This window comes from Streptomyces sp. NPDC042364, from assembly GCF_056437585.1.
This window is the reverse complement of record NZ_JBWKAJ010000010.1, coordinates 299,905-325,725: the sequence shown is the minus strand read 5'-3', so window position 1 is coordinate 325,725 and position 25,821 is coordinate 299,905. Positions and strand designations below refer to the sequence as shown.

General features: G+C 68.8%; 17 protein-coding genes. 11 read left to right on the top strand and 6 right to left on the bottom strand.

Features of this window, described 5'->3' with window-relative positions; genetic code table 11:
• Nucleotides 1–40 precede the first annotated feature (40 nt).
• The 5 genes from AC067N_RS22350 to AC067N_RS22330 all read left to right on the top strand — a co-directional run bounded on the left by AC067N_RS22350 (nt 41) and on the right by AC067N_RS22330 (nt 10,399).
• Entirely contained in the window at nt 41–943 is a 903-nt protein-coding gene (locus AC067N_RS22350; RefSeq protein ID WP_478680610.1) for an SCO4651 family lipoprotein, read from the top strand.
• A gap of 293 nt (nt 944–1,236) precedes the next feature.
• On the top strand, nt 1,237–1,767 hold the full coding sequence (gene rplJ / locus AC067N_RS22345; protein ID WP_009330729.1) for a 50S ribosomal protein L10: 531 nt from the start codon (nt 1,237–1,239) through the stop codon (nt 1,765–1,767).
• Between the two features lie 122 nt (nt 1,768–1,889).
• Nucleotides 1,890–2,273 (top strand): 50S ribosomal protein L7/L12, encoded by a 384-nt coding sequence (gene rplL / locus AC067N_RS22340; RefSeq protein WP_478680634.1) that lies wholly within the window; start codon nt 1,890–1,892, stop codon nt 2,271–2,273.
• Nucleotides 2,274–2,919: 646 nt separating this feature from the next.
• On the top strand, nt 2,920–6,405 hold the full coding sequence (gene rpoB / locus AC067N_RS22335; RefSeq protein ID WP_478680609.1) for a DNA-directed RNA polymerase subunit beta: 3,486 nt from the start codon (nt 2,920–2,922) through the stop codon (nt 6,403–6,405).
• Nucleotides 6,406–6,499: 94 nt separating this feature from the next.
• Complete coding sequence (locus AC067N_RS22330) at nt 6,500–10,399, top strand: DNA-directed RNA polymerase subunit beta' (protein ID WP_478680608.1); 3,900 nt, start codon at nt 6,500–6,502, stop codon at nt 10,397–10,399.
• A 118-nt stretch (nt 10,400–10,517) separates the two neighbouring features.
• Here the strand turns inward: AC067N_RS22330 and AC067N_RS22325 are convergent, their stop codons facing one another.
• From AC067N_RS22325 to AC067N_RS22300, 6 genes are all read right to left on the bottom strand, one after another.
• Nucleotides 10,518–11,528 (bottom strand): M48 family metalloprotease, encoded by a 1,011-nt coding sequence (locus tag AC067N_RS22325; RefSeq protein WP_478680607.1) that lies wholly within the window; start codon nt 11,526–11,528, stop codon nt 10,518–10,520.
• A 102-nt stretch (nt 11,529–11,630) separates the two neighbouring features.
• Nucleotides 11,631–12,137: a Pycsar system effector family protein gene (locus AC067N_RS22320; RefSeq protein WP_478680606.1), complete on the bottom strand. Its 507-nt coding sequence runs from the start codon at nt 12,135–12,137 to the stop codon at nt 11,631–11,633.
• On the bottom strand, nt 12,134–13,096 hold the full coding sequence (locus AC067N_RS22315; RefSeq protein WP_478680605.1) for a hypothetical protein: 963 nt from the start codon (nt 13,094–13,096) through the stop codon (nt 12,134–12,136). The genes AC067N_RS22320 and AC067N_RS22315 overlap by 4 nt, the downstream gene beginning before the upstream one ends.
• A 27-nt stretch (nt 13,097–13,123) precedes the next feature.
• Entirely contained in the window at nt 13,124–15,199 is a 2,076-nt protein-coding gene (locus AC067N_RS22310; RefSeq protein ID WP_478680604.1) for a hypothetical protein, read from the bottom strand.
• A gap of 17 nt (nt 15,200–15,216) precedes the next feature.
• On the bottom strand, nt 15,217–15,954 hold the full coding sequence (locus AC067N_RS22305; RefSeq protein ID WP_478680603.1) for a hypothetical protein: 738 nt from the start codon (nt 15,952–15,954) through the stop codon (nt 15,217–15,219).
• Nucleotides 15,955–16,104: 150 nt separating this feature from the next.
• Nucleotides 16,105–16,821, bottom strand: a complete 717-nt coding sequence (locus tag AC067N_RS22300; RefSeq protein ID WP_478680602.1) for a Crp/Fnr family transcriptional regulator — start codon at nt 16,819–16,821, stop codon at nt 16,105–16,107.
• A 320-nt stretch (nt 16,822–17,141) separates the two neighbouring features.
• On the opposite strand from AC067N_RS22300, the gene AC067N_RS22295 reads away from it, so the two are divergent.
• From AC067N_RS22295 to AC067N_RS22270, 6 genes are all read left to right on the top strand, one after another.
• Entirely contained in the window at nt 17,142–17,669 is a 528-nt protein-coding gene (locus AC067N_RS22295) for a DUF1707 and DUF4190 domain-containing protein (RefSeq protein ID WP_478680633.1), read from the top strand.
• A 385-nt stretch (nt 17,670–18,054) separates the two neighbouring features.
• On the top strand, nt 18,055–18,426 hold the full coding sequence (rpsL, locus tag AC067N_RS22290; RefSeq protein ID WP_003948652.1) for a 30S ribosomal protein S12: 372 nt from the start codon (nt 18,055–18,057) through the stop codon (nt 18,424–18,426).
• A gap of 2 nt (nt 18,427–18,428) precedes the next feature.
• Entirely contained in the window at nt 18,429–18,899 is a 471-nt protein-coding gene (gene rpsG, locus AC067N_RS22285) for a 30S ribosomal protein S7 (protein WP_003992340.1), read from the top strand.
• Nucleotides 18,900–18,938: 39 nt separating this feature from the next.
• The gene (fusA, locus tag AC067N_RS22280; RefSeq protein WP_478680601.1) at nt 18,939–21,065 is read left to right on the top strand and encodes an elongation factor G; all 2,127 of its coding nucleotides are present in this window, start codon (nt 18,939–18,941) and stop codon (nt 21,063–21,065) included.
• A gap of 156 nt (nt 21,066–21,221) precedes the next feature.
• Nucleotides 21,222–22,415 (top strand): elongation factor Tu, encoded by a 1,194-nt coding sequence (tuf, locus tag AC067N_RS22275; RefSeq protein ID WP_055515262.1) that lies wholly within the window; start codon nt 21,222–21,224, stop codon nt 22,413–22,415.
• Nucleotides 22,416–22,654: 239 nt separating this feature from the next.
• On the top strand, nt 22,655–25,819 hold the full coding sequence (locus AC067N_RS22270) for a glycosyl hydrolase 115 family protein (protein ID WP_478680600.1): 3,165 nt from the start codon (nt 22,655–22,657) through the stop codon (nt 25,817–25,819).
• The last annotated feature ends 2 nt before the right edge of the window (nt 25,820–25,821 follow it).

The following is a 25,821-nucleotide window of genomic DNA, read 5'->3' as shown; positions in this document are numbered from 1 at the left end:
GGCCCCCACACAGGTGGGGCAGGAGTTCACGGGGGGACACATGAGGTTTTCCACGGCCGGGTCCGTACGCCGTCGCAGAGCGGCCGTCACGGCTCTCGCCGTCGCACTGCTCGGGGGCAGCACCGCCTGCGGCTCGGACACGGGCGCCGGGCCGGATCCCGAGCTGACGCCCGGCGAGGCGGTGTCCCGGGCCGCGGAGACGACGACGGACATCACCTCGCTGACGTACCGCGTGACGGGCACTCTGCCCCGGCACGGAAAAGTGCGGGCCCAGGCGTCCATGGGCCGGAAACCGCATGTCATGCGCATGAAAATCACCGGGCTCGGCGCGAGCGAGGACAAGCCCCTGGAGGTCCGGTTCGTCGGCGGTGCCATGTACACCGAGGGGGCGGCCGCCCTCGGGGACGCCGGGAAACGCTGGCTCAAGGCCGAGCCGGCCGTGTGGGGCCGCGGCAGCGCGTACAACCAGACCTACCGGGTCCTGCCGCGTCAGCTGGAGGGCAGCCCGCTCGTGCAGTCCACGATCCTGGGCGGCTCGGAGGACGTGCGGAAAGCCGGCTCCGAGACCGTGGACGGCACCCCGACCACCCACTACCGGGGAACCGTCACGGGCAGGGGCCTGCGGAAGTACCAGTCGGCGGCCGAGGGCAAGAAGGCCCACAAGCTCCGGACGGACAGCTTCGACCAGTTCATGGCGCTGGGACTGAAGGTCGGGAGCGCCCTCACCATGGACCTGTGGGTCGACGAGGACGGCCGTGCCAGGCAGTTCCGGATGCGGGGGCGGACCAACGCACTGGACGGCAAGGGGCGCTGGGTCGACACCGGACCGCTCGACATGACCGTCACCTTCCTCGACATCGACCCGTCGGTGGACGTCGAGCCCCCGGCGGCCGACGACACGGTGGACGTCGGCGAGCTGGTGGACGGGGCTCAAACGGGCTGATCACCGGCCCCGGGGAGCGGATTTGCCTGACGGCGCCGAGGTCCCGTACTCTTCCGAGGAAGCCAAAGACCGCTGGTCGTTGCCGTGTGCTCGTTGAGAGGGCTCGGTGGCCGAAGGATCCGCTGACTGCGGACGACCCGCGCAGGTGACTGTGGAAGTTGCTCCTGGATCAGTTCCGTGTCCCACGGAATTCATTCGGTTGAGCTACGCCCCGTGCGCCTGCGCCGGGGCGTTTCGTTTTGACGCAGCCCCTTCCGAGCGGTCCTCATCACCCGGAAGGAGGCCGACGCTCTATGGCAAGGCCCGACAAGGCTGCCGCGGTGGCCGAGCTCACGGAGCAGTTCCGTAGCTCGAACGCCGCCGTGCTGACCGAGTACCGGGGTCTCACCGTGGCGCAGCTCAAGACGCTGCGCCGTTCGCTCGGTGAGAACGCCCAGTACGCCGTGGTGAAGAACACGCTGACCAAGATTGCGGCCAACGAGGCCGGGATCACGACGCTCGACGACCTGTTCAACGGTCCGACGGCGGTCGCCTTCGTCACCGGTGACCCGGTGGAGTCGGCGAAGGGTCTTCGTGACTTCGCCAAGGACAACCCGAACCTCGTCATCAAGGGCGGTGTCCTTGACGGCAAGGCGCTGTCCGCCGACGAGATCAAGAAGCTCGCGGACCTCGAGTCCCGCGAGGTTCTGCTCGCCAAGCTGGCGGGCGCTCTGAAGGGCAAGCAGACGCAGGCTGCTCAGGTCTTCCAGGCGCTCCCGTCGAAGCTCGTCCGCACCGTGGACGCGCTTCGTGCCAAGCAGGACGAGCAGGGCGGTGCCGAGTAACTCGGCTCGCGAAATGACCGCGGCCTGAGGCGCTGAGCCACAGGCACCGGTCGTAGCGGGCCGCACGTACGCCCGCCAGACATGTACATCCGGCACCAGCCGAATTTAGTGGAAGGAAAGCCATCGTGGCTCTCACCCAGGACGAACTGCTCGCCGAGTTCGAGGGCATGACCCTCATCCAGCTCTCCGAGTTCGTGAAGGCGTTCGAGGAGAAGTTCGACGTCACCGCCGCCGCCGCGGTCGCCGTTGCCGGTCCCGCCGTTCCCGGCGCCCCCGCCGAGGCCGTCGAGGAGAAGGACGAGTTCGACGTCATCCTCACGGGTGCCGGCGACAAGAAGATCCAGGTCATCAAGGTCGTGCGTGAGCTCACCTCCCTCGGCCTGAAGGAGGCCAAGGACCTGGTCGACGGTGCGCCGAAGCCGGTTCTGGAGAAGGTCAACAAGGAGGCCGCGGACAAGGCCAAGGAGTCCCTCGAGGGCGCCGGCGCCTCCGTCGAGGTCAAGTAAGGCCTCGCTGGTCCGCCAGCTTCCAGGGCCCGCGAGGGCCCGTGCGACACAGATCTGAGACGAGTCGCAAAAACTCGTTCGAATCTGTAACGCGAACCTACTGAAGGGCGATCACCCAACTGGGTGGTCGCCCTTCGGCGTTCGGAACGTCGAGCGACGGCTGCCTTGCACTGTCGGTGGCGACGAGTATGGTGATCTTCGTCGTGCCTCCGAGCGCCCTGGGTGACGGGCCGCGAGTGACGATCGCGGCATGCGGATCGGGTGAGAGGGGCCTTGACGAACCGCACGCAGCGCGCAATTCTCAGGACGCGTCGTCACACCGATCCGAACTCCGAGGCATGGATCGACGGCGAAGAGGGCAGTATCAACGTGCATTGAGGGCGTGGGCTTGCGCAGGTGTCGAGAACGACGAGGGTCTCGAAAAACCCGCACTGGACATCAGTGTGCCAACTGGCTACACTGACCCTTTGCGCTGCCTGTTAGCTGTCCCCTGCCCGTCACCAGGGGCATGCCCTCACTTGAGCATCGACGAAGAGACCATTCCTGACCTGGCGATATCTGTCGGTTCAGGAGCAGCCTGTTCGCTTTGCGCAGGAGAGGGGCCGGTACGCGCGTAGTGAGTCCGAGCCCTCGGAAGGACCCCCTCTTGGCCGCCTCGCGCAACGCCTCGACCGCGAATACGAACAACGGCGCCAGCACCGCCCCGCTGCGCATCTCCTTTGCAAAGATCAAGGAGCCTCTCGAGGTTCCCAACCTGCTCGCGCTGCAGACCGAGAGCTTCGACTGGCTGCTCGGCAACACCGCTTGGCAGAGTCGGGTCGAGGAGGCTCTGGAGAACGGACAGGACGTCCCCACCAAGTCCGGTCTGGAGGAGATCTTCGAGGAGATCTCCCCGATCGAGGACTTCTCCGGGTCGATGTCGCTGACCTTCCGCGACCACCGCTTCGAGCCGCCGAAGAACAGCATCGACGAGTGCAAGGAGCGCGACTTCACGTACGCCGCCCCGCTCTTCGTCACGGCCGAGTTCACCAACAACGAGACCGGTGAGATCAAGTCCCAGACGGTCTTCATGGGCGACTTCCCGCTCATGACGAACAAGGGCACCTTCGTCATCAACGGCACCGAGCGTGTCGTGGTGTCGCAGCTGGTCCGTTCGCCCGGTGTCTACTTCGACTCCTCCATCGACAAGACGTCCGACAAGGACATCTTCTCCGCCAAGATCATCCCGTCCCGGGGTGCCTGGCTTGAGATGGAGATCGACAAGCGCGACATGGTCGGTGTGCGTATCGACCGCAAGCGCAAGCAGTCCGTGACCGTCCTCCTCAAGGCCCTCGGTTGGACCACCGAGCAGATCCTGGAGGAGTTCGGCGAGTACGAGTCCATGCGCGCCACCCTGGAGAAGGACCACACCCAGGGCCAGGACGACGCGCTGCTCGACATCTACCGCAAGCTGCGCCCGGGCGAGCCCCCCACGCGTGAGGCCGCGCAGACGCTCCTTGAGAACCTGTACTTCAACCCCAAGCGCTACGACCTCGCGAAGGTCGGCCGTTACAAGGTCAACAAGAAGCTGGGTGCGGACGCCCCGCTCGACGCGGGCATCCTGACCGTCGAGGACATCATCTCGACGATCAAGTACCTGGTGAAGCTGCACGCGGGCGAGACCGAGACGGTCGGCGACAGCGGCGGCACCATCGTCGTCGAGACCGACGACATCGACCACTTCGGCAACCGTCGTCTGCGCAGCGTCGGCGAGCTCATCCAGAACCAGGTCCGCACCGGTCTGGCTCGTATGGAGCGCGTCGTCCGCGAGCGCATGACGACCCAGGACGTCGAGGCGATCACGCCGCAGACCCTGATCAACATCCGGCCGGTCGTCGCCTCCATCAAGGAGTTCTTCGGCACCAGCCAGCTCTCGCAGTTCATGGACCAGAACAACCCGCTGTCGGGGCTGACGCACAAGCGTCGTCTCTCGGCACTGGGTCCCGGTGGTCTGTCGCGTGAGCGGGCCGGCTTCGAGGTCCGTGACGTGCACCCGTCGCACTACGGCCGTATGTGCCCGATCGAGACGCCCGAAGGCCCGAACATCGGTCTGATCGGCTCGCTCGCCTCCTACGGCCGCGTCAACGCGTTCGGTTTCGTGGAGACGCCGTACCGCAAGGTCGTCGAGGGCCAGGTCACCGACGAGGTCGACTACCTCACGGCCGACGAAGAGGACCGCTTCGTCATCGCGCAGGCCAACGCCACGCTCAACGACGACATGCGCTTCGCCGAGAACCGCGTGCTCGTCCGCCGTCGTGGCGGCGAGGTCGACTACGTCGCCGGTGACGACGTGGACTACATGGACGTCTCGCCGCGCCAGATGGTGTCGGTCGCGACCGCCATGATCCCGTTCCTCGAGCACGACGACGCCAACCGTGCCCTCATGGGCGCGAACATGATGCGCCAGGCCGTTCCGCTCATCAAGGCGGAGGCCCCGCTCGTCGGCACCGGCATGGAGTACCGCTCCGCCGTCGACGCCGGCGACGTCGTCAAGGCCGAGAAGGCCGGTGTGGTCCAGGAGGTCTCCGCGGACTACATCACCACCGCCAACGACGACGGCACCTACATCACGTACCGCCTGGCCAAGTTCGCCCGCTCCAACCAGGGCACCTCGGTCAACCAGAAGGTCATCGTCCACGAGGGCGACCGCATCATCGAGGGCCAGGTCCTCGCCGACGGTCCCGCCACCGAGAACGGTGAGATGGCGCTGGGCAAGAACCTGCTCGTGGCGTTCATGCCGTGGGAGGGTCACAACTACGAGGACGCGATCATCCTGTCGCAGCGCCTCGTGCAGGACGACGTCCTCTCCTCGATCCACATCGAGGAGCACGAGGTCGACGCCCGTGACACCAAGCTCGGCCCCGAGGAGATCACCCGGGACATCCCGAACGTCTCCGAGGAGGTCCTCGCCGACCTCGACGAGCGCGGCATCATCCGTATCGGTGCCGAGGTCATCGCCGGTGACATCCTCGTCGGCAAGGTCACCCCGAAGGGTGAGACCGAGCTGACGCCCGAGGAGCGCCTGCTCCGCGCGATCTTCGGTGAGAAGGCCCGTGAGGTCCGCGACACCTCGCTGAAGGTGCCGCACGGCGAGACCGGCAAGGTCATCGGCGTGCGCGTCTTCGACCGCGAGGAGGGCGACGAGCTTCCCCCCGGTGTCAACCAGCTGGTGCGCGTCTACGTCGCGCAGAAGCGTAAGATCACCGACGGTGACAAGCTCGCCGGCCGTCACGGCAACAAGGGTGTCATCTCCAAGATCCTGCCCATCGAGGACATGCCGTTCCTCGAGGACGGGACCCCGGTCGACATCATCCTCAACCCGCTCGGTGTGCCGTCCCGAATGAACCCGGGACAGGTCCTGGAGATCCACCTCGGCTGGCTCGCCAGCCGCGGCTGGGACGTCTCCGGTCTCGCCGACGAGTGGGCCCAGCGTCTCCAGGCCATCGGCGCCGACAGTGTCGCCCCCGGCACCAACGTCGCCACCCCGGTCTTCGACGGTGCCCGCGAGGACGAGCTGGCGGGTCTGCTGCAGCACACCATCCCGAACCGCGACGGCGAGCGCATGGTGCTCCCGTCCGGCAAGGCGCGGCTGTTCGACGGCCGTAGCGGTGAGCCGTTCCCGGACCCGATCTCGGTCGGCTACATGTACATCCTCAAGCTGCACCACCTGGTCGACGACAAGCTGCACGCCCGCTCGACCGGCCCGTACTCGATGATCACCCAGCAGCCGCTGGGTGGTAAGGCCCAGTTCGGTGGCCAGCGCTTCGGTGAGATGGAGGTGTGGGCGCTGGAGGCGTACGGCGCCGCTTACGCCCTCCAGGAGCTGCTGACCATCAAGTCCGACGACGTCACCGGCCGCGTGAAGGTCTACGAGGCCATCGTCAAGGGCGAGAACATCCCCGAGCCCGGCATCCCCGAGTCCTTCAAGGTTCTCATCAAGGAGATGCAGTCCCTGTGCCTCAACGTGGAGGTGCTGTCCTCGGACGGCATGTCCATCGAGATGCGCGACACCGACGAGGACGTCTTCCGCGCTGCGGAGGAGCTTGGCATCGACCTGTCCCGGCGTGAGCCGAGCAGCGTCGAAGAGGTCTGACGGGAGTCCGGCGGCCTTCGCCATGAAGGCCGCCGGCCCCAGGACCCCCGTATCAGACCCCATGACTTACAACCCTGAGAGGGATTGACGCATAGTGCTCGACGTCAACTTCTTCGACGAGCTCCGGATCGGTCTGGCCACCGCTGACGACATCCGTCAGTGGAGCCACGGCGAGGTCAAGAAGCCCGAGACGATCAACTACCGCACGCTCAAGCCCGAAAAGGACGGACTCTTCTGCGAGAAGATCTTCGGTCCGACCCGGGACTGGGAGTGCTACTGCGGCAAGTACAAGCGTGTCCGCTTCAAGGGCATCATCTGCGAGCGCTGCGGCGTCGAGGTGACCCGCGCCAAGGTGCGCCGTGAGCGGATGGGCCACATCGAGCTGGCCGCTCCCGTCACCCACATCTGGTACTTCAAGGGCGTTCCGTCGCGGCTGGGCTACCTGCTCGACCTCGCCCCGAAGGACCTGGAGAAGGTCATCTACTTCGCGGCGTACATGATCACGTACGTCGACGAGGAGCGCCGTACGCGTGACCTGCCCTCCCTGGAGGCGCACGTCTCCGTCGAGCGGCAGCAGATCGAGAACCGCCGGGACGCCGACCTGGAGGCCCGCGCCAAGAAGCTCGAGACCGACCTGGCCGAGCTGGAGGCCGAGGGCGCCAAGGCCGACGTGCGCCGCAAGGTGCGCGAGGGCGCCGAGCGCGAGATGAAGCAGCTGCGCGACCGTTCGCAGCGCGAGATCGACCGTCTCGACGAGGTGTGGACCCGGTTCAAGAACCTCAAGGTCCAGGACCTGGAGGGTGACGAGCTCCTCTACCGCGAGCTGCGTGACCGCTTCGGCACGTACTTCGACGGTTCGATGGGCGCCGCGGCGCTGCAGAAGCGCCTGGAGTCCTTCGACCTGGACGAGGAGGCCGAGCGCCTCCGCGAGATCATCCGCACCGGCAAGGGCCAGAAGAAGACCCGTGCGCTCAAGCGCCTCAAGGTCGTCTCCGCGTTCCTGCAGACCAGCAACAGCCCCAAGGGCATGGTGCTCGACTGCGTCCCGGTCATCCCGCCGGACCTGCGTCCGATGGTGCAGCTGGACGGTGGCCGCTTCGCGACCTCCGACCTGAACGACCTGTACCGCCGTGTGATCAACCGCAACAACCGTCTGAAGCGCCTGCTCGACCTGGGTGCTCCGGAGATCATCGTCAACAACGAGAAGCGCATGCTTCAGGAGGCCGTTGACGCCCTCTTCGACAACGGTCGTCGCGGCCGCCCGGTGACCGGTCCCGGTAACCGCCCGCTGAAGTCCCTCAGCGACATGCTGAAGGGCAAGCAGGGCCGTTTCCGCCAGAACCTGCTCGGCAAGCGTGTGGACTACTCCGCGCGTTCCGTGATCGTCGTCGGTCCGCAGCTGAAGCTGCACCAGTGCGGTCTGCCGAAGGCGATGGCGCTGGAGCTGTTCAAGCCGTTCGTGATGAAGCGCCTGGTCGACCTGAACCACGCGCAGAACATCAAGAGCGCCAAGCGCATGGTGGAGCGCGGCCGCACGGTCGTGTACGACGTCCTCGAAGAGGTCATCGCCGAGCACCCGGTTCTGCTGAACCGTGCTCCCACCCTGCACCGCCTCGGCATCCAGGCCTTCGAGCCGCAGCTGGTCGAGGGCAAGGCCATCCAGATCCACCCGCTCGTCTGCACCGCGTTCAACGCGGACTTCGACGGTGACCAGATGGCCGTGCACCTGCCGCTGTCCGCGGAGGCGCAGGCCGAGGCCCGCATCCTGATGCTGTCCTCGAACAACATCCTCAAGCCGGCCGACGGCCGTCCGGTGACGATGCCGACCCAGGACATGGTCCTCGGTCTGTTCTTCCTCACCACCGACGGCGAGATGCGGAACGTGAAGGGCGAGGACCGCTCCTTCTCCTCCGTGGCCGAGGCGATCATGGCGTTCGACGCCGGCGAGCTCTCGCTGCAGTCGCGCGTGGACATCCGCTTCCCGGTGGGCACCATCCCGCCGCGCGGCTGGACCCCGCCGGCGCGCGAGGAGGGCGAGCCGGAGTGGCAGCAGGGTGACACCTTCACCCTGAGGACCACGCTGGGCCGCGCGCTCTTCAACGAGCTGCTGCCCGAGGACTACCCGTTCGTCGACTACGAGGTCGGCAAGAAGCAGCTCTCCGAGATCGTCAACGACCTCGCCGAGCGCTACCCCAAGGTCATCGTGGCGGCGACGCTCGACAACCTGAAGGCGGCCGGCTTCTACTGGGCGACCCGTTCCGGTGTCACCGTGGCCATCTCCGACGTCGTCGTCCCCGAGGCGAAGAAGGAGATCGTCCGCGGGTACGAGGCGCAGGACGAGAAGGTCCAGAAGCAGTACGAGCGCGGTCTGATCACCAAGGACGAGCGCACGCAGGAGCTCATCGCGATCTGGACCAAGGCGACCAACGAGGTCGCCGAGGCGATGAACGACAACTTCCCGAAGACCAACCCGATCTTCATGATGGTGAACTCGGGTGCACGAGGCAACATGATGCAGATGCGTCAGATCGCCGGTATGCGTGGTCTGGTGTCGAACGCGAAGAACGAGACGATCCCGCGTCCCATCAAGGCCTCGTTCCGTGAGGGCCTGTCCGTGCTGGAGTACTTCATCTCCACGCACGGTGCCCGTAAGGGTCTGGCGGACACCGCCCTGCGTACCGCCGACTCGGGTTACCTGACCCGTCGTCTGGTGGACGTCTCGCAGGACGTCATCATCCGCGAGGAGGACTGCGGCACCGAGCGCGGTCTGAAGCTGCGGATCGCCTCGAAGGACGAGACCGGCGTCCTGCGCAAGGCCGACGACGTCGAGACCAGCGTCTACGCCCGCATGCTCGCCGAGGACGTCGTCATCGACGGCAAGGTGATCGCGCCGGCCAACGTGGACCTCGGCGACGTGCTCATCGACCAGCTCGTGCACCACGGTGTCGAGGAGGTCAAGACCCGCTCGATCCTGACCTGTGAGTCCAAGGTCGGTACGTGTGCCATGTGCTACGGCCGCTCCCTGGCCACCGGCAAGCTGGTCGACATCGGTGAGGCGGTCGGCATCATCGCCGCCCAGTCCATCGGTGAGCCCGGTACCCAGCTGACGATGCGTACCTTCCACACCGGTGGTGTGGCCGGTGACGACATCACCCAGGGTCTGCCGCGTGTCGTCGAGCTCTTCGAGGCCCGTACCCCGAAGGGTGTCGCCCCGATCTCCGAGGCGGCCGGTCGCGTCCGCATCGAGGAGACCGAGAAGACCAAGAAGATCGTCATCACGCCGGACGACGGCAGCGACGAGACGGCCTACCCGATCTCGAAGCGCGCCCGACTCCTGGTCGGCGAGGGCGAGCACGTCGAGGTGGGCCAGAAGCTCACCGTGGGTGCCACCAACCCGCACGACGTGCTGCGCATCCTGGGTCAGCGTGCCGTCCAGGTCCACCTGGTCGGCGAGGTCCAGAAGGTGTACAACTCGCAGGGTGTGTCGATCCACGACAAGCACATCGAGATCATCATCCGGCAGATGCTCCGCCGCGTGACGATCATCGAGTCCGGCGACGCCGAGCTGCTGCCCGGCGAGCTGGTCGAGCGCTCCCGCTTCGAGCAGGAGAACCGTCGTGTGGTCCAGGAGGGCGGTCACCCGGCCTCCGGTCGTCCGCAGCTCATGGGTATCACCAAGGCCTCGCTGGCCACGGAGTCCTGGCTGTCGGCGGCGTCCTTCCAGGAGACGACGCGAGTCCTCACGGACGCGGCGATCAACGCCAAGTCCGACTCGCTGATCGGCCTCAAGGAGAACGTCATCATCGGTAAGCTCATCCCGGCCGGTACGGGTCTGTCCCGCTACCGCAACATCCGGGTCGAGCCGACCGAGGAGGCCAAGGCCGCGATGTACTCGGCCGTCGGCTACGACGACATCGACTACTCGCCGTTCGGCACGGGCTCCGGCCAGGCCGTTCCGCTGGAGGACTACGACTACGGTCCGTACAACCAGTAAGGCGTACGTCCACCGAGGGGCGCCCACTCCGCTTCGTGCGGGGTGGGCGCCCCTCGGCGTTGTCCGGGGCGGTGCGCCCGCCGGTTGGTCCGCCGGTTCGCCGGCCGGGGCGGGCGGGTCAGCGCCCGCGGTCCAGGTGGCTCTGCAGGCGGTGGATCCGGGTGTGGACGTCGGGGTGCGAGGCGAGGAGCCGGGCGAGTACTCCCTCCGCCTCGACGCGGACGCCCATGGCCGCGGCGCCCACCCGGGTCGCCTGCTCGTTGGCGAGGTCCTGGCGCAGCACGGCCATCAGCTGCGGGGCGAAGCCGAGTCCGGCCGCGTGTTCGTCGGCACGGAGTTCCGAGCGGCGGGACAGCGCGGCGACCAGGCAGGGCGTGGCCAGGGGGAGGAGGACCAGGCCGTAGGTGGCGGTCGCCAGGGCGAACAGGGCGGCGCCCAGCACGCCGGTCACCACGGCGGCGGTGCCCACGGACAGGCGGTCGACATGTGCGGCCAGCCATCGGAGCAGGCGCCAGGCGAGCTTGGCCGGCAGGGTGTACCAGAAGGCCAGCAGCGAGGCCCAGGCGTGCCCTCCCACGTGGTGGCCCAGCTCGTGCGCGAGCACCCCGGCGAGCTGGGCCGGCGTCAGGGTTCCGAGGGAGTGGCTGGTGACGCCCACGATGTGCCCAGCGGCCGCCATGGCGTTGACGTCGTCGCCGTCCTGGACCCACAGCTGGTACGCGTCCGGGTCCACACCGGCCCGGGCGGTGACCTTCCGCCAGACCGAGGCCAGCCTTCGTTCCTCCTCCGGCGTGGGATGGCGCAGCCGGTACAGCCGGCGGGCGAGGAGGCGTTCGCAGGGCCGGTGGAAGGCCAGCGCGCCGCTCGCCGTCCAGCAGCCGACCGGGATCCACCAGGGAGGGCCGAGCAGGGCGTCGACGACGTACGACACCGCGAAGACCACGGCCAGGCCGGTCAGCAGGTGCGGCAGCTGGACGGCCAGCGTTCCGAGCGCGGTGGCGTCGACGCCCCGGTGCCGGGCCGATATGTGGATACGGCCCGCCGGGGGCCTCAGGTCGGCGCCGGGGTCGTGGGCGGGGTCCGGGTCGGGAGGTTTCCTGCGGCTCTCGGAGCCGTGCGGGGCGGACATGGCGCTCCTTGTCGGGTCGGGTACGCGGGTGGGTCCGGCGGGTGGATCCGGCAGGCGTGTCCGGTGGATGCCGGTGCGGGCCCCGGGCTCGGAGATGTCTGCTCAGGCCATGAGGGCGGAGACGGGCAGCAGGAGGGCCGCGCAGCCGAAGGCGACCAGACCGGTGCGGATCCAGAGGTGTTTGCGGGCCACGATGCGGCTGGTCTCCGCCAGCGCGGAACAGAGGCCGGCGGCGGGGTCGCGTCCGGTCTCCGCCACGGCCGCGACGAGCCCGCCGGAACGGGCCGCGCGCCGGACGTCCCCGAAGTAGGTGAGGGGCCGGCCGGGCTCCCAGCTGCTTCGGCGGTAGCGGGGGAGGACGGCGAGGAGCAGGGCGAACATCGCGGTGAAGAGGGAGGCCGCGCCCATCCACCACAGGACGGCGGCGGTCGGGGAGAGCGCGGCCGGGCCCCGGCCGTGTCCGCCGAGCAGCCCGGCCGTGATGCCGAGGGCTCCGACCAGGACGGAGGCCTTGGTGTCGGCGCGTGCGATCTCCGCCCGGAGGTCGCCGAGCAGCTGCAGGCCGGCCTGCACCTCGGGTGTGGGCGTCCGGGCGGGTACGGCGTTCATGCCGGGGCCTCGGGGATCTCGTCCTGGGGAGCGGCGCCGGACTTGAGCACGGTCGTCATCCACCGGGCCGTGAGCCGGCGGGGCTCCTCCATCTGGTAGCTCTCCAGGCCGTCCTTGTCGAGCACGCGGCCGATCAGATGGCGCTGGGTCTCGAACAGCTCCTTGCGCTGCTCACCGAGCTGCTTCAGGACGAGCTGGGTGTCCTCGGGGTGCTCGGTCAGATGCAGGGCCAGCGCGGCGGTGTCGCCTCTGGCCAGGCAGTCCTCGTAGAACTTGATCCGCTCGGACCTGATGCGGGCCTCGTGTCGCAGCCGGTGGACCATGACCGCGTGCTCGGGCGGCGCCGCCTCGGCCTCATGGCGCGCGACGCGCAGCCGTTCCTGGTGCGTGCGTTCGGTGGCGTCGCGCCGCAGGCGGACGGTGACGGTGGCGCGCAGTCCCTGGCCGGCGCCGATCGGCGCGGCGTCGTCCAGCGCCCGCTGTACCGCCCGCTCGGCACGGGCGCTGTCGCCGATGGCGTGGTCACGGCTCGCCGCGCGCATCAGCGGGACGAGTTCCCGCGTCAGGAGTCCCGGTACGTCGCGTTCCTGGCTGGCGACGAAGCGGGCGGGGTCGGTGACCCGCCAGGTGATGTCGGCGGCGAGGTCGAACTCGAAGCTGTCGACCTCGCTGGGCAGTTGTTCCCGCAGCTGGAAGAAGTGCGGGTCGGTGTTCACCTCGTACAGGGCGACATAGCGGCGGACGGTCGTGGGCCGGGCCGGGGGCAGGTAGGTCTCGTGCGAGCCCTTGCGGGTCACGAAGACCAGGGCGCTGTCGATCCGCCCGGTGAACCGCCGGCCGCCGAGACGGAGGCGGGGCAGTTGCCGGACGCTGATGACGGGGTCGGGGCGAGAGGCGGGGAGAGGGGCGTCTTCGTCGAGCCAGTCGGGTGCGTCGGGCTGGGGGTGCGTTTCTGACATGAGCAGCTCCGTATGCCAGGGCCAGGTTCAGGCGACGGTCGTGAGCAGCCGTGCGGCCACTCCGGTGGTGTCCTCGTCCGAGTCGCGCAGGGTGCGCAGGAGATGGGTGACGCGCTGCCGGTTGGCCGGGGTGCCCGTGAGCGCGGGCAGCAGGGAGGCGAGGGTGACCTCGGACCTCCGGTCCCGGCCGGCGGTGAGGACCCAGCTGCGCAGTGCTTGCAGGGCCTGGACGGTCAGCTCGTGGTCGCCGAGGGCGGTCTCCCAGAAGGCGGTCAGACAACGGGCGTCCGCCTCGTCCCGGTCCTCCACCGCCTGGGCGTACCAGTCGAGGACGATCGGGCGGTCGCCGTCCTCCTCGTACCGCTCGCAGGCCTGGACGAAGGCGCGCAGCGCACGGTCACGGACGGCACGGTCGGGGTGGGGCGGCAGGTACGCGGCCAGAGTGGCGAGCACCGGCCCCTTGACCGTGAGGAGGAGCAGCTCCAGGGCGTCGGCGAGTTGCCCGGCGTCCTCCTCCTCGTCGTCGCCGTCGCCTTTGAGGGGCCGGCGGACGGCGTCGAGCAGGGCGCGCAGGGTGGCCTCGTGGTGGGCCGGGCCCAGCAGGCCGTAGGCCCTGATGGCCGTCCAGCGCCGACTCTTGAGTTCGCCCGTGCACCAGTGGTGCAGGATCGCCGGGACCTGAGGAACCTCCAGGAGCACGGCCAGGGTCAGGGCGTTCGCGGCGGTCAGCCAGGCGGTGCGGCTGCCGGAGTCGGCCCAGGGCTCGACGAGGTGCGCCATCGCGGAGGCCGGTTCGGCGTGCGCGAGCAGAGCGGCGGCACCGGCCGCCCGGGTCCGCACGAGGGGGCGTCCGTCCTTGGCGAGCTGCTTGATCCAGCTCACGAGGGAGGGGCGCGCCGAGGGATGGAGGTTCCACAGTTCACGCAGGAGCAGTCGGGGGATCCGCTCGTCCTGGAAGCGTGCGACGAAGTGGCCGACCAGGACCGACTCACCCGGCTCGGTCTCCCACTGGCCCTCGGCACGGGCGAGTCGCAGCCGTTCGGCGCGGGAGCTGCCGAACACCGGGATGCGCGGTGGCTCGTCCGGGTTCTCGGTCCGGTGGAGGAGCTTGAAGAGCCTGTCTCCCAGCTCCGCGGCCACCGCGTAGGGAGCGCCGTCGAAGACGGCGAGTGAGACGAGGAACGCCTTGTCGAGCAGGTTCGGTGTCTCGCCCGTGAGCCACCGTTCGATCTGGGCCTCCGCGGCGGCCTCACCGTGGGCGGCGAGGGTCCGCTCGTCGATCTCTCCCCGGTGAAGGGCCACCAGGCGCTTCGCGAACTGGGCGGTCTCGTGCGGTGGATGCTCGCGTGCGAGGAACTCCTTGACGTACGGCAGCCCGCTCAGCTCCGTCCAGGGCGCCTCCCCGACAGCGTGGGTGACGTGGGAGTGCAGCACGTCGCAGGTCGGTGGCGGCTCCCAGCGCACATAGGGGACGTCCGTCGGCAGTGCGGATGACTCGACGGTGATGACCAGGTGGCCGCCGACGCGCTCCAACTGCTCGCGCAACCCCGAGAGGTGCGGGGTCCGCAGCGGATGGCGGCGGCGGGTGGTCCAGTCGCAGAGGAGGTACCCGACGGGCCGGTCCAGCTCGTCGCGCAGTGCGGGAGGTGAGCCGGGCGGTTCCAGCTCGCGCAGTTGCTCGACACCCAGCCGGGACAGCAACATCATCGCGGCCGACCGGCGTCCTGTCGCCTGCCCGCCGCTCAGGATCACGATCCGGTCGGCGCGCAGGCGGGTGAGCGCCTGGTCGAAGTGGGCTCCACCCCGGAAGACGGCTGCCAGCTCGGCGATCTCCTTCGGGGGGACCGGCCCGGAGGACCCGCCGCGGGGCGCCGCGCCGACGCCCCCGAAGTTGAAGATCGTGTCGCCGTAGTGCCGGCCCCCCGTCTGCCCGAACTGATCCCCGTCGATCAGCGTGGAGGCGAACGCGCGGGCCGTGTGTCTGACCAGGTCCTGGCGTGCGTCCCAGGCCTTCTGGCGCTGTTCGGGGGCCTGGGGCGACTCCTCCTGCCCCTCGTTCTCGTCCTTCGGCTGTTCGACGGCCTTCGCCGGGCCGGCGGTCACGGCCGCCGCCTCCTGGGTCAACGCCTCTCACCCCCGTCGGGCATGCCGAAGTGCAGGCTGCCGTGGACGGTGCCGCCGGTCACTCCGTACTGGTCGCCGCCGACCTGGGTGTGGTTGGCGGGGGAGGCGGGAGGCGTCGCGGCGGCCGACGGGGCCTGCGCGGTGGGAGTCGCCGCCGTCCCCGCGGCCGGTCCGCCGTGCAGCCAGGCGACCGTCGGCCCCTCCTTCGTGTCGACGGTGACGCGGTGGAAGTCGTCCGGGCGCACACCCAGGGGGCCGTGGCGCACGACGCCTTGGTAGACGCCGTCCGACACGCACAGGACGCTGCCGGCGTCGGACTGCTTGAGGGCGTCGCGCAGGGGGTCGGCATCGAGCAGCCGTACGGCGTGGTTGAGGTCGGAGCCGACCCAGCCGTCGAGTTCGTCCACGGCGACGTAGCCGGAGGAGAGCACGATCCGCAGGCGCATCCGCGCGCTGCTCGCGAGCAGGCGGTTCTTGCTGTGCAGGAGTGCGGGCGTCTCGGTGAGGAGGGTCTTCACCAACGCGGGTACGGAGACCCGGGTGTCGATGAGCTCCATCACCGAGTCGCCGCGGTCGGCGCGCAGCGAGGCCGTCTCGTCGACGTCGGCTGCGGTGAGCGTGGCGTCGACGACGTCGTACAGGACCCGGCGCAGGAACGCCTGTTCCACGTCGTCGCGGCTGCCGAACTGTTCGATGTCGAAGAGCAGGAGCGTGCGGTATACGGGGTCGGCCATCTGTCCCTGTCTGCCTCTCGCGAGTCGGTCCCTTTCGGCGGGCACGAAGCACGATGGCGTGCGGACGGCGCCGGGCCGAGGACCGATGACACGGACGGACTGTGACCATGTGCACAGAGCGGCACGTGGTCCTTCCGGGAGGGGACCGGGTCAGGAGGCGCCCTCGCCGACGATGCGGCGCAGGACGTCGGGGCGGAGCACGACGATGCGGCGGCGTCTGGTGATGACGACCTGCTTGGCGCGCAGTTCCTTGAGCAGGCGCGCGACCGCCTCCCGGGAGGAGCCCACCGAGCCGGCGAACTCCTGCTGGCTGAGCCCGAGGGTGAGTTCGATGCCCTCGTCGGTGCGGTTGCCGTGGGTGCGGACGAGTTCCAGCAGCAGGACGGCGAGCCGTTCCCGTACGGTGAGCGCCGCCCACTCCAGCCGGCGGCGGTCGGTCGCCCGCTGCCGGTCGGTGGCCAGACCCAGCAGTTGCAGGGACACCTGGGGGCTGCCCGAGAGGAACGCGGTGAAGCGGGCCTGGTCGATGACGACCGCCTCGACCGGCTCCAGTGCCGTCACCGTGGCCGAGCGGTGGTGCCCGCTGAGCGCGGCGCCCTCACCGAGGATGTCTCCGGGGCCGCGCAGGGCGAGCAGCGCCTCGTAGCCGTTGGCGGCGATGGCCGTCACCTTGGTCCAGCCGTGCAGGAGCAGCAGCACATGGGTGGACGGCTCGTCCTGGTGCATGATCACGGCGCGCTCCCGGTAGCGCAGGGGCCGGCCCACGGCCAGCAGGGCCGCGCGATCCTCCTTCTCCAGCCGGGCGAGGAAGGGCACGCGGTCGTCGAACCCGTCGTCGTCCCATGCGCGCGTACGCCCCCCGGTCATGCCCTCGCCCCCGCGTTCACCTGTAGCGACGTCGTCGATTCCGCAACCACTCAACGTACTTGAGGCGGCCGGGCGGGAAACCGGCGGCAACCGGCCGCTGGCCGACATACGCCCCCGATCACGTCGTCGTCGCGGAAGCCGATCGTCCGGTCGGCTCGCCGAATCGGGACACGGGCAGTCGCCGAACCGGGACACCGGTAGCGGAAACGAAACACAACCGGCGCCCGGGAACCTGTGCCGGGGGGCGTGCGTTGGAGCATCATTGGAGGCACAACCAGTCCGGGGGAGTGTTTCTCGTGTCGAACCCGTCGTGGCAGCCGATGCCGTGGCAGGCGCAGGGCAGTAGTCCGTCGCTGCTCGCCGCCCATGCCGATCGTGAGCGTGCCGTGGATGTCCTGCGTGCCGGATTCAGTGAGGGCCGCCTCCAGCAGGACGAGTATGAGAAGCGCATCGAGCGGGCCTACACGGCGCGCACGGTGGGCGAGTTGGCTCTCCTGGTCGCCGACCTGCCCCAGGGGCCCTCGGCCATGCAGCCGGCCGCCATGCCCGTCGCGCCCCCCATGGTCCCGAGAACGTTCATGCCGGCCCCGGTTCTGCCCCCGCCCACCAACGGCAAGGCCGTCGGCGCGATGGTCTGCGGTGTGCTCACCACCATGACCATGGGCCTCACCGGCATCCCGGCCGTCATCCTCGGCCACACCGCCCGTTCCGAGATCAAGCGCACCGGCGAGGGCGGCGAGGGCTTCGCCCTGGCGGGCATCATCCTCGGCTGGCTCTCGGTCGCCGGCTGGGCCTTCTTCCTCGCCATCATGATCATCGCCGGAGTGGCCTCGGAAAGCGGAGTGTGAGGACGGCCGGGCCGTTTGCCATGGTGTGAGCCCGGGAGACCCCAGGGGCGCGGGGAACTGCGCGACCGGCCACGGACGTCTCGCACGCACCCGGCAGCCCTCTCGCCCCGCCGGCGGCGAGGCGCCCCCGGCCGGGCACAGCGCGGTGGCTACCCATTTGTTTTGACCGTAGCGAATGCGATAGGTACGCTCAGACCTTGTGCCTGGGGTGTGCCCTGGCTCTCGTGCGTGCCTTGAACCGCACAGGTGGGAGCCGTAAGCGGCCGCCGTAATCTGCGCTCTTCTGCCTTGCGGCGGGACCCGCAGTATTCGACACACCCGACCGCGTGGGTCGGAGATGTTCCGGGTTAGCTTCACCATTCGGCACACAGAAACCGGAGAAGTAGTGCCTACGATCCAGCAGCTGGTCCGCAAGGGCCGGCAGGACAAGGTCGAGAAGAACAAGACGCCCGCACTCGAGGGTTCCCCTCAGCGTCGCGGCGTCTGCACGCGTGTGTTCACGACCACCCCGAAGAAGCCGAACTCGGCCCTGCGTAAGGTCGCGCGTGTGCGTCTGACCAGCGGGATCGAGGTCACCGCTTACATTCCGGGTGAGGGACACAACCTGCAGGAGCACTCCATCGTGCTCGTGCGTGGTGGCCGTGTGAAGGACCTGCCGGGTGTTCGCTACAAGATCATCCGCGGCTCGCTCGACACCCAGGGTGTCAAGAACCGCAAGCAGGCCCGCAGCCGCTACGGCGCCAAGAAGGAGAAGTAAGAATGCCTCGTAAGGGCCCCGCCCCGAAGCGCCCGGTCATCATCGACCCGGTCTACGGTTCTCCTCTTGTCACGTCGCTCATCAACAAGGTGCTGCTGAACGGCAAGCGCTCCACCGCCGAGCGCATCGTCTACGGCGCCATGGAGGGCCTGCGTGAGAAGACGGGCAACGACCCGATCATCACGCTGAAGCGCGCTCTGGAGAACATCAAGCCGACCCTCGAGGTCAAGTCCCGCCGTGTCGGTGGTGCGACGTACCAGGTTCCGATCGAGGTCAAGCCCGGTCGTGCCAACACGCTCGCGCTGCGCTGGCTCGTCGGTTACTCCCGCGCCCGTCGCGAGAAGACGATGACCGAGCGTCTGCTCAACGAGCTTCTCGACGCGTCCAACGGCCTCGGTGCCGCTGTGAAGAAGCGCGAGGACACCCACAAGATGGCCGAGTCCAACAAGGCCTTCGCGCACTACCGCTGGTAGTCGCAGACCCCATCGAGACCGAGAGAAGACCGAAGCCTTATGGCTACCACTTCACTTGACCTGGCCAGGGTCCGCAACATCGGGATCATGGCCCACATCGACGCGGGCAAGACGACCACCACCGAGCGGATCCTCTTCTACACCGGCGTCAGCTACAAGATCGGTGAGGTCCACGACGGCGCCGCCACCATGGACTGGATGGAGCAGGAGCAGGAGCGTGGCATCACGATCACCTCTGCTGCCACCACCTGTCACTGGCCGCTTGAGGGTGTCGACCACACCATCAACATCATCGACACCCCGGGTCACGTCGACTTCACCGTCGAGGTGGAGCGTTCGCTCCGCGTCCTCGACGGCGCCGTGACGGTGTTCGACGGCGTTGCCGGCGTGGAGCCGCAGTCCGAGACGGTGTGGCGTCAGGCCGACCGTTACGGCGTGCCCCGCATCTGCTTCGTCAACAAGCTGGACCGTACCGGCGCCGAGTTCCACCGCTGCGTGGACATGATCTCGGACCGCCTGGGCGCCCAGCCGCTCGTCATGCAGCTCCCCATCGGCGCTGAGGCCGACTTCAAGGGCGTCGTGGACCTGGTCCGCATGAAGGCGCTCGTGTGGTCCGCCGAGGCCGCCAAGGGCGAGATGTACGACGTCGTCGACATCCCGGCCACGCACACCGAGGCCGCCGAGGAGTGGCGCGGCAAGCTGCTCGAGGCCGTCGCCGAGAACGACGAAGAGCTGATGGAGCTGTACCTGGAGGGCGAGGAGCCCACCGAGGAGCAGCTCTACGCGGCGATCCGTCGCATCACCATCGCCTCCGGCAAGGGCACCGGCACCACGGTGACCCCGGTGTTCTGCGGCACCGCGTTCAAGAACAAGGGCGTCCAGCCCCTGCTCGACGCGGTCGTGCGCTACCTCCCGACGCCGCTTGACGTCGAGGCCATCGAGGGCCACGCCGTCAACGACCCGGAAGAGGTCATCAAGCGCAAGCCGTCCGACGACGAGCCGCTGTCCGCGCTGGCGTTCAAGATCATGAGCGACCCGCACCTCGGCAAGCTCACCTTCGTCCGGATCTACTCCGGTCGCCTGGAGTCCGGCACCGCCGTGCTGAACTCCGTCAAGGGCAAGAAGGAGCGCATCGGCAAGATCTACCGCATGCACGCGAACAAGCGTGAGGAGATCGACTCGGTGGGCGCCGGCGACATCGTCGCCGTCATGGGCCTGAAGCAGACCACCACCGGTGAGACGCTGGCCGACGACAAGCAGCCGGTGATCCTGGAGTCCATGGACTTCCCGGCCCCGGTCATCCAGGTCGCCATCGAGCCCAAGTCGAAGGGCGACCAGGAGAAGCTCGGCGTCGCGATCCAGCGCCTGGCCGAGGAGGACCCCTCCTTCCAGGTCCACTCCGACGAGGAGACCGGCCAGACCATCATCGGCGGCATGGGCGAGCTGCACCTCGAGGTGCTGGTCGACCGTATGCGCCGTGAGTTCAAGGTCGAGGCCAACGTCGGCAAGCCGCAGGTCGCCTACCGCGAGACGATCCGCAAGGCCGTCGAGCGCGTCGACTACACGCACAAGAAGCAGACTGGTGGTACCGGCCAGTTCGCCAAGGTGCAGATCGCGATCGAGCCGATCGAGGGCGGCGACGCGTCGTACGAGTTCGTGAACAAGGTGACCGGTGGCCGCATCCCGAAGGAGTACATCCCTTCGGTGGACGCCGGTGCGCAGGAGGCCATGCAGTTCGGCATCCTCGCCGGGTACGAGATGACGGGCGTCCGCGTCACGCTTCTCGACGGTGCCTACCACGAGGTCGACTCCTCCGAGCTGGCGTTCAAGATCGCCGGTTCGCAGGCCTTCAAGGAGGCCGCTCGCAAGGCCAGCCCCGTGCTGCTCGAGCCCATGATGGCCGTCGAGGTCACCACGCCCGAGGACTACATGGGTGAGGTCATCGGCGACATCAACTCCCGCCGTGGTCAGATCCAGGCCATGGAGGAGCGGGCCGGTGCCCGTGTCGTGAAGGGCCTCGTGCCCCTCTCGGAGATGTTCGGCTACGTCGGCGACCTGCGCAGCAAGACGTCCGGCCGCGCCAGCTACTCCATGCAGTTCGACTCCTACGCCGAGGTTCCGCGGAACGTCGCCGAGGAGATCATCGCGAAGGCCAAGGGCGAGTAACTCAGCCGAGTTCCAGCCCTTAGGCTTGACTCCGGAGCCTTACGGGGTCAAACCCCCGCGAACGCGGATGTTTGACCCCGGGGCCCGGGCTTTCCAGCAAAGATCACCTGGCGCCGATGAAGCAAGGCGTTCAGAACCACTCCACAGGAGGACCCCGTGGCGAAGGCGAAGTTCGAGCGGACTAAGCCCCACGTCAACATCGGCACCATCGGTCACATCGACCACGGTAAGACGACCCTCACGGCCGCCATTACCAAGGTGCTGCACGACAAGTACCCGGACCTGAACGAGGCCTCGGCCTTCGACCAGATCGACAAGGCTCCTGAGGAGCGTCAGCGCGGTATCACCATCTCCATCGCGCACGTCGAGTACCAGACGGAGTCGCGTCACTACGCGCACGTCGACTGCCCGGGTCACGCCGACTACATCAAGAACATGATCACCGGTGCTGCCCAGATGGACGGCGCCATCCTCGTGGTCGCCGCCACCGACGGCCCGATGCCGCAGACCAAGGAGCACGTGCTCCTGGCCCGCCAGGTCGGCGTTCCGTACATCGTCGTCGCCCTGAACAAGGCCGACATGGTGGACGACGAGGAGATCCTGGAGCTCGTCGAGCTCGAGGTCCGTGAGCTCCTCTCCGAGTACGAGTTCCCGGGCGACGACCTGCCGGTCGTCAAGGTCTCGGCGCTCAAGGCGCTCGAGGGCGACAAGGAGTGGGGCCAGTCGGTCCTGGACCTGATGGACGCCGTCGACTCCGCCATCCCGGAGCCGGAGCGCGACGTCGACAAGCCGTTCCTGATGCCGATCGAGGACGTCTTCACCATCACCGGTCGCGGTACGGTCGTCACCGGCCGTATCGAGCGTGGTGTCCTCAAGGTCAACGAGACCGTCGACATCATCGGCATCAAGACCGAGAAGACCACCACCACGGTCACCGGTATCGAGATGTTCCGCAAGCTGCTCGACGAGGGCCAGGCCGGTGAGAACGTCGGTCTGCTCCTCCGTGGCATCAAGCGCGAGGACGTCGAGCGCGGCCAGGTCATCATCAAGCCGGGCTCGGTCACCCCGCACACCGAGTTCGAGGCCCAGGCCTACATCCTGTCCAAGGACGAGGGTGGCCGCCACACGCCGTTCTTCAACAACTACCGTCCGCAGTTCTACTTCCGTACGACTGACGTGACCGGTGTTGTGACCCTCCCCGAGGGCACGGAGATGGTCATGCCGGGCGACAACACCGAGATGAAGGTCGAGCTCATCCAGCCCATCGCCATGGAAGAGGGCCTGAAGTTCGCCATCCGTGAGGGTGGCCGGACCGTGGGCGCCGGCCAGGTCACCAAGATCAACAAGTAAGTCCGTTGATCTGACCTGGTAGCTCCAGCACGAGCTCCAGAAGGGGCCCGTACGACTTCGGTCGTACGGGCCCTTTCGCTTGCCCTTTCGATGAAGTCGGTTCCTGGAGACCGGGACTCGGGGACTCTTCGAAACTATTCGACGCGTGCGACCCGTTGTCCCCTCGCTTCACTCCCTCCACCATTTGTCATGTCGCTGAGCAAATCCCGGCTTCGGGACGACCGGTCGAGGGGTGTGGCATGTCCGCGGACGTCAGCCGTAGAACCGTTCTGGGAGTGGGCGCGGGGCTTGCCGTTGGCCCCGCGCTGCCGGGGGCCGCGTCGGCGGGCGACGGTCCCAGGGCCGGCGGCGGCGCCGGGGCGCTGCGGGTGACGGACGCGGGGGCCTATCTGTCCTTCACCCCGGCCCCCGGCGCGTTCCCGCTGGTCGGGGTGCCGGTCGTGGTGAGTCCGGAGGACCACCCCGGGGTCGTACGGGCCGCGGGGGATCTGCGGGACGACATCGAGCGGGTGACGGGGGTGCGCCCGGGGGGCTCGATGGGCCGGGAGGTGGTCCTGGTGGGGACCATCGGGCTCAGTCCGCTGATCGACGGGCTGGTGGAGGCGGGGAAGCTCGACGTCGGCGGGGTGCGGGGGAAGTGGGAGACCTCGTTGCAGACGGTCGTGGAGCGGCCGATGCCCGGGGTGGAGCGGGCGTTCGTCGTCGCGGGGAGCGATCCGCGCGGCACGATCTACGGGGCGTACGACGTGTCGTACGGCATCGGGGTCTCCCCCTGGTACTGGTGGGACGACGTTCCGCCGGTGCGCCGGGACGAGGTGTACGTGCTGCCGGGCCGGTACAGCCAGGGCACGCCGGCGGTGAAGTACCGGGGGGTCTTCATCAACGACGAGAATCCGGCGCTCGGGACCTGGGCGCCGGCGTTCTTCGGGCCCGGCAAGGCGCCCGGGTACCCCGGCGGGTTCAACGCCGGCTTCTGGGCCAAGGTCTTCGAGGTGCTGCTCCGGCTGAAGGGGAACTACGTCTGGCCGGCGGTGTGGGGGCGGGCCTTCGCGGAGGACGACCCGGAGAACCACGCGCGGGCCAAGGAATACGGGATTGTCATGGGCACGTCTCATGAGGCGCCCATGATGCGGGGGATCGAGGAGTGGAACCGGCATGCCGTGCCGGCGGTCAGGGACTCCTCCGGGGCGATCGTGACCCCCGGTCGCGACCCCTACGGGGGGACGGGGGAGTGGTCGTACCGGCGTAACGCCGAGGCCATCAGGGCCTATTGGCGGGACGGTATCCGGCGCATGGTCGACGAGGACTTCGAGGGCGTCGTCACTCTCGGTATGCGCGGGAACGGCGACACCAGCCTCCCCGACGGCGACGGCATCGAGCTGATGACGGAGATCATCGAGACGCAGCGCCGGATCATCGAGGAGGTGACCGGGAGGCCGGCGGAGGAGACCCCGCAGGTGTGGACCCTCTACAAGGAGGTCCAGCGGTACTGGGACCGGGGCCTGCGCGCGCCCGATGACGTGACCGTCGTCCTGACGGACGACAACTGGGGGAACATCCGCAAGCACCCCGACCCGCGGGAGCCCCGGCCCGGCGGGTACGGGTTGTACTACCACTTCGACTACGTGGGCGTCGGCCGCAACTACAAGTGGGTCGACACGGCGAACCTCGCCAACCTCTGGGAGCAGCTCCACGAGGCCGACGCCTACGGCAACCACGGCCTGTGGGTGGCGAACGTCGGTGACCTGAAGGGGAACGAGCTGCCCACCGAGTTCTTCCTGAACTACGCCTGGAATCCAGGGCGTTGGGGGCTGGAGAACCTGGAGGAGTGGGAACGGGGGTTCGCCCGGCAGAACTTCGGCGGGCGGCTCGCCGACGAGATCGCCGAGGTGCTGAGCGCGTACGGGCAGTTGCAGGCGCGCCGCAAGCCCGAGCTGCTGAACCGGCGGATCACCCTCGACGCGTCGAAGGACCCGACGAAGGACGAGCGGGCGATCGTCTACGACGACCAGGAGACGCCCTTCTTCTTCGGGCACCGGGAGCTGGAACGGGTCACCGAGGAGTGGCGCGCGCTGGCCCGGCGGGCGGAGCGGGTGGGGCGGAAGCTGCCGGCCGGTGTCCAGGACGCGTGGTTCGAGCTGGTCGGCTATCCGGTGCTGGCGACGGCGAACCTGTACGGGTTACGGGAGGACGAGTTCACCAACCTGCTGTACGCGCGGCAGGGCCGGGCGGCGACCAACGACCGGGCGGCCGCCGCGGAGGCGGGCCTGGCCAGGGACTTCGCCCTCGCCGACCGCTTCAACACCGAGATCGCGGGCGGTAAGTGGCGGGGTTTCCAGACCCAGCCGCACATCGGGTACGGGGACGTCGAACGCTACGGGCCCAACGCGGGATGGCAGCAGCCGGAGAAGGATCACCAGGCGCTGCCGGACGAGATCTTCCCCAAGGTGCGGCGGATCGAGGTGCCGGAGGCGGCGGAGCTGGGAGTCGCCGTCGACGGGGCGGACGACCGGGGGGCGTGGTGGCCGGGCGGCGCGTCCGGGGCGGCGGCCGTGCTCCCCGTGTTCAGTCCGTACCAGACGCGGCCCCGGCAGTACGTCGAGATCTTCAACCGGGGCCGTACGCCTTTCTCGTACCGGATCGAGCCGTCGGCGCCGTGGCTGGTCGTCGACCGGTCGCGCGGCCGGGTCGACCAGCAGGTCCGGGTGGCCGTGCGGGTGGACTGGGCGCGGGTGCCGGCCGGTGGCGCGGAGGGGACGCTGACGGTGAGCGGGGCGGGGGCCTCGGTGACGGTGAAGGCGGTCGCCGAGAAGCCGTCGGCCCGGCAGGCGCGGGCGCTGCGGGGGTTCGTCGAGGCGGGCGGGTATGTCGCGATCGACGCGGAGCACCACACGCGGGCGGTGGGGTCGCCCGGCGGACGTGTGCGCTGGCGGCGGATCGAGCGGATCGGCCGTACGGGGGCGGGCATGACCCCGTGGCCGGTGACGGCGGCGCGGCGGACGCCGGGCGGGTCCGGGCCGCGGCTGGAGTACGAGGTCGGCCTGCTGTCGGTGCCGGCGGGCGGGGGCGGCGAGGTGACGGTGTGGGCGTACGTCTCGCCGCGGAATCCCGCCCTGGCGACGGGCGGCCTGCGCTACGCGGTGTCCTTCGACGACGCGGAACCCCAGGTCGTCGACATCCACGCCGTCACCGGCGCCGACGACGGGCTGATGAACAAGCAGTGGGCGCGCAACACCTCCGACAACGTGAACGTGACGGCGACCCGGCACACGGTCGCCGGACCCGGGGTGCGGCGCCTGAAGTTCTGGATGGTCGACCCGACGGTGATCCTGCAACGCCTGGTGATCGACACGGGTGGGCTGACGCCGACGTATCTGGGGCCGCTGGAGAGCCGGCGGATCTGAGA

What these genes read in the sequence shown, in the direction of transcription:
- AC067N_RS22350 (WP_478680610.1), top strand. Translation starts at nt 41, where the DNA reads ATGAGGTTTTCCACGGCCGGGTCCGTACGCCGTCGCAGAGCGGCCGTC.
- rplJ (WP_009330729.1), top strand. Translation starts at nt 1,237, where the DNA reads ATGGCAAGGCCCGACAAGGCTGCCGCGGTGGCCGAGCTCACGGAGCAG.
- AC067N_RS22325 (WP_478680607.1), bottom strand. Translation starts at nt 11,528, where the DNA reads ATGTCCGCCCCGCACGGCTCCGAGAGCCGCAGGAAACCTCCCGACCCG.
- AC067N_RS22320 (WP_478680606.1), bottom strand. Translation starts at nt 12,137, where the DNA reads ATGAACGCCGTACCCGCCCGGACGCCCACACCCGAGGTGCAGGCCGGC.
- AC067N_RS22315 (WP_478680605.1), bottom strand. Translation starts at nt 13,096, where the DNA reads ATGTCAGAAACGCACCCCCAGCCCGACGCACCCGACTGGCTCGACGAA.
- AC067N_RS22305 (WP_478680603.1), bottom strand. Translation starts at nt 15,954, where the DNA reads ATGGCCGACCCCGTATACCGCACGCTCCTGCTCTTCGACATCGAACAG.
- AC067N_RS22300 (WP_478680602.1), bottom strand. Translation starts at nt 16,821, where the DNA reads ATGACCGGGGGGCGTACGCGCGCATGGGACGACGACGGGTTCGACGAC.
- AC067N_RS22295 (WP_478680633.1), top strand. Translation starts at nt 17,142, where the DNA reads ATGCCGTGGCAGGCGCAGGGCAGTAGTCCGTCGCTGCTCGCCGCCCAT.
- rpsG (WP_003992340.1), top strand. Translation starts at nt 18,429, where the DNA reads ATGCCTCGTAAGGGCCCCGCCCCGAAGCGCCCGGTCATCATCGACCCG.
- fusA (WP_478680601.1), top strand. Translation starts at nt 18,939, where the DNA reads ATGGCTACCACTTCACTTGACCTGGCCAGGGTCCGCAACATCGGGATC.
- AC067N_RS22270 (WP_478680600.1), top strand. Translation starts at nt 22,655, where the DNA reads ATGTCCGCGGACGTCAGCCGTAGAACCGTTCTGGGAGTGGGCGCGGGG.